At 56.0% G+C, this 3438-nt stretch carries 4 protein-coding genes; all 4 read right to left on the reverse strand.

The window, feature by feature from the left end; translation table 11 throughout:
• Nucleotides 1–299: 299 nt before the first annotated feature.
• Nucleotides 300–1010: a phosphatase PAP2 family protein gene (locus V6D20_19760; protein HEY9818021.1), complete on the reverse strand. Its 711-nt coding sequence runs from the start codon at nucleotides 1008–1010 to the stop codon at nucleotides 300–302.
• A gap of 178 nt (nucleotides 1011–1188) precedes the next feature.
• On the reverse strand, nucleotides 1189–1701 hold the full coding sequence (locus V6D20_19765; GenBank protein HEY9818022.1) for a hypothetical protein: 513 nt from the start codon (nucleotides 1699–1701) through the stop codon (nucleotides 1189–1191).
• A gap of 57 nt (nucleotides 1702–1758) precedes the next feature.
• Nucleotides 1759–2229 (reverse strand): HAD hydrolase family protein, encoded by a 471-nt coding sequence (locus tag V6D20_19770; GenBank protein ID HEY9818023.1) that lies wholly within the window; start codon nucleotides 2227–2229, stop codon nucleotides 1759–1761.
• Nucleotides 2226–3029 (reverse strand): sulfite exporter TauE/SafE family protein, encoded by an 804-nt coding sequence (locus V6D20_19775; protein ID HEY9818024.1) that lies wholly within the window; start codon nucleotides 3027–3029, stop codon nucleotides 2226–2228. Before V6D20_19775 ends, V6D20_19770 begins: the two co-directional genes overlap by 4 nt.
• Between the last annotated feature and the right edge of the window lie 409 nt (nucleotides 3030–3438).

A 3438-nucleotide genomic window follows, 5' to 3' on the forward strand; every position in this document is an offset into this window, starting at 1 on the left:
CCCCCCAGTCGATGGTGCTGGCTATGATTACGGCCCTGTTTGTTTGGGGCTTTTCCAAGCGGACGGAGTTGGAGGGATGATGGGGTGATGGGTAGGGAGTGAGGGTAAGGTAAGGGTCTTCAGCTTGCTGCCTTTTTCGTAGTTTTGGAGGTTGCTATGGAAACTCGATCGAGACGAGAGGAGTGGTTTCAGCGGGGGTGCCGTGATCGCGATGCGGGTCTGCTGCCCCAAAGCACTGACTCGGCCTACTGGGATGGCTATCGCTCTAATAGACCGATGGGTCTGGATGAGGTGATTCGCTACTTTCCAACGCTGGAGTCATTTTTGGCGTGGAGGGCGAGGGGAGGGGAGGGGTAGGAGGGGTGCGATCGCTCTAGGGGCAACCAGCGAAACATAGCCTGGTGCAGGCCGAATGTCCAGGCGATCGCCAGCAGCCAGCCTCCCAAAATATCGCTAGGGAAATGTACCCCCAAGTACACTCGGCTAACGCCAATGGCCAGGACAAACAAGCCCCCCAACCCAATCAACCAAGGCCGTCGGGGGCTGTCCCAATTAATCAGCACCAGAGCCAGCACAAAGGTCATAGAGTAGGTGGCATGGCCACTAGGAAAGCTGAAGTCTGCATTAGGGAGAATGCCTTCCCACAGGTCAGGGCGCACCCGATGCCAGAGCAGCTTGGTGGTGAGATTGAGTATTGCACTGCCCCCTGTTACGAGAGTCAAATAGGCCGCCACTAGCCAGCGTTGCCGTACCAGCGCCAAGGCGATCAACACCCCACTGGCGGGCATCACTCCCCAGTAGGTGCCCAGATTGGTGGCGATCGCCACGCCTCGATTCAGCTCTGGCGTGGCATAGCGGTGCAGGCGCATCAAAAAAGCTGCATCCCATGTAGGCAGGGTGGGGTAGGCAGCGACTACAAGGCCGAGGGCGATGAAGGAGACGAGGGCAGTGAGGGAGAGTACCAGGCCCCAAGGGGCGGGGAACAGGGGGTGGGGAGTAGGGGTATCCATACTAGAGACAGAAAGACGGGGTTGGATTAGAACAGCACGGAAAAAGGAAAATCCCAAGCGTATCAAACCTAAGTTTGGAATCAGAAAAATTTTGGAAGAGCAGGCCCAATGTCCCCTCGGGGAAAGGGTGGGTCTACCTGCCCTTCAGCCTTTGCGGCTATAGTGGCCTGTCTACCATCTAGACCGAAATCCAGTCCGTCAGCCAGTTAGGCAGCACCGTGTGGAGAGTGGCGAACAGATCACCACTGAGAAAATCGGGCATCTCCAGAATGTGAACCTGAATCAGCACCACGATCGCCACCGTATAGACTGTCGACGTGATCAACCCATTGCGGAGCGATCGGCTTTTCGAACCCTGTCTGTCTTTTTGCAGGGCAGTGGCGGCCCCCTGTTGCATCAGTACAAAACCGATGACGTTGGTCAACCAGTAGCCCACCCCGGTCATGGGTACCAGAGCATCAGGCCAGGGGCGGCTGAAGAGGTAGCCAAAGCCCAGGGCCAGGGGCAGGTTAATCACCAAGTCGTTCCACCAGCAGAGGGGCGAGAGCAGGTAGCCCACGACCACCAGGGTGCCGCCCCACAGACGGCGCAGCCAGGATTTGGTAGGTTGGGGGCCATTCTCTGCCAAGGGGGCGTTGTCGTCTGGGCTGTTTAGTTGGGTCTCTGGCTCAATGAGTTGCAACGGGGTCATCCTTATAGTGAAGTGGTTAATTTTTTTTGAATAAAGGGTGTTGGTGGACGGGGCAGCCTAGGCTCTGAGGGTGGCGACCAGTCGCTTTGGATGACTGAGTAAATCGAGGGCATCGAGGATGCTGGTGGAGACGATATCGGCGGAGATCAGCGTTTCTACTGCACCACCTTCGAGCTGTACTAGAGCGATGCCTAGGGCGGCAGCTTTGAGCATGGGGCCATCGTTGCGGCCATTGCCCATGGCGACCACCTGTTCTAAGCCTAGGTTGCTGACAAAGGCCAGCTTGGTTTCGGCCTGATTCTCTGGGGGGGCAATGGTCAGGTCAAGGGGTAGCCCAGCGAGTCCGGTTTTAGCCATCCCAAAGGTGTCGGCAGTTAGCACGTGGATATGTAGATTATGGGAGAGTTCGGTCAGTTTTTCGCCTACCTGGGGAATGAGATGGCCATCGTTGGCCAGGGTGCCGTTGTAGTCGAGCACCAGATGAGCTAACTGTAGGTGGCGAAAGCCGGGAATGTTGACCTCGATCATGGTCTTAGCAGAAGGTTTAGGGCTAGGGCAACAACGGTGATCACATAGATGTGGCGCAGCCAGCGGTTGGGCAAGCGCAGCACCACCCGCCCACCCAGAAACGCGCCTAAGAACATTGCCACCCCTAGCAGCAAGCCGAGGCCGAAATTGACCAGGCCCAGGGAGATGAAAATCAGGGTGGCGATCAGGGAAGAGAAGATATTGACTAGTTTGCTAGTGGCGATCGCTTCCACAAAGGTATGGCCAAAGCAGCCTACAAAAGTAGCGGTCAGTAGAGTAATGTAGCCACCGCTAAATAGCCCGCCGTAGATGGCCAAAAAAAAGGTAGCCAGGTAACCAACTACGCTCCAGAGGGGAGACAGCGCTTGAGTGCTAGGCTGGATGCCCTTGTTGCCCATCAGCAGCGATACCCCAACTACCACCAGCATTGAGGCGGCAATAAAGGGTGACAGAGCGCTATCGGGTAGCAGCCTCAGCAGCAGTGCCCCCAGGGCAGAACCCACCAGGGTCAGGCCAATGAGCCAAGGGGCGCGGCGCAGGTCAAGCTGGCTTTGTCCCACAAAGGGCAGCGTTGCGCCAAGGCTCATCAGGGTGAGGGCGGCCATATTGGTGGCGATCGCCACCTGGGGCACTACCCCCGCCTGCAACAGCACTGGCACCGTAATCAGTGAGGTGCTACCGGTCACCATGCTGATTGCACTGGTGAGGAAAAAGATTCCAGCTAGCACGACTAGTTCCCAACCTGCAAGCCTCAGCCCGCCTGAGGCTGAAATATTATCTAACGCTAATGCCGTATGCATAGCAACTCCCGGATCCGACACACCTACCTAAACTTTCACCGATTTCTCGGTGTATCTCCAGAGAGAGTATGCCACAATCCCAGTTGAATTACAATTGTTTTTGATTCGGTCTTCTTTCAGTTTCCGTGGCCTGTTAATGGCGGTTGTCTTGTCTGTATTGCCTTTTGCACCAAGCGATAATGGAGCATTCTAAAGATTCCTCCCCCACTCGCACCTCTCTGGCGCAATCTAAGGGCAAGATAGGGTGCGCTCTGATCATCCATTGATACACAAAAGTCCCAGGCTTTCTCACAGCAGGAGAAAGCCTGGGATAACGGGCTGAAAAGATTCCTCAGTGCTGGTTAAAGCCAAGACTGAGGAATCCCTAAGCGATCGCCTGAGAGTAGTTCGGCGACTCCTCAAAGCTACG

Source organism: Candidatus Obscuribacterales bacterium, from assembly GCA_036703605.1.
In the GTDB taxonomy this organism is placed as follows: domain Bacteria; phylum Cyanobacteriota; class Cyanobacteriia; order RECH01; family RECH01; genus RECH01.

Excerpts from the sequence above, each read along its gene's own strand:
- V6D20_19760 (HEY9818021.1), bottom strand. The coding sequence starts at position 1,010 with ATGGATACCCCTACTCCCCACCCCCTGTTCCCCGCCCCTTGGGGCCTG.
- V6D20_19765 (HEY9818022.1), bottom strand. The coding sequence starts at position 1,701 with ATGACCCCGTTGCAACTCATTGAGCCAGAGACCCAACTAAACAGCCCA.
- V6D20_19770 (HEY9818023.1), bottom strand. The coding sequence starts at position 2,229 with ATGATCGAGGTCAACATTCCCGGCTTTCGCCACCTACAGTTAGCTCAT.
- V6D20_19775 (HEY9818024.1), bottom strand. The coding sequence starts at position 3,029 with ATGCATACGGCATTAGCGTTAGATAATATTTCAGCCTCAGGCGGGCTG.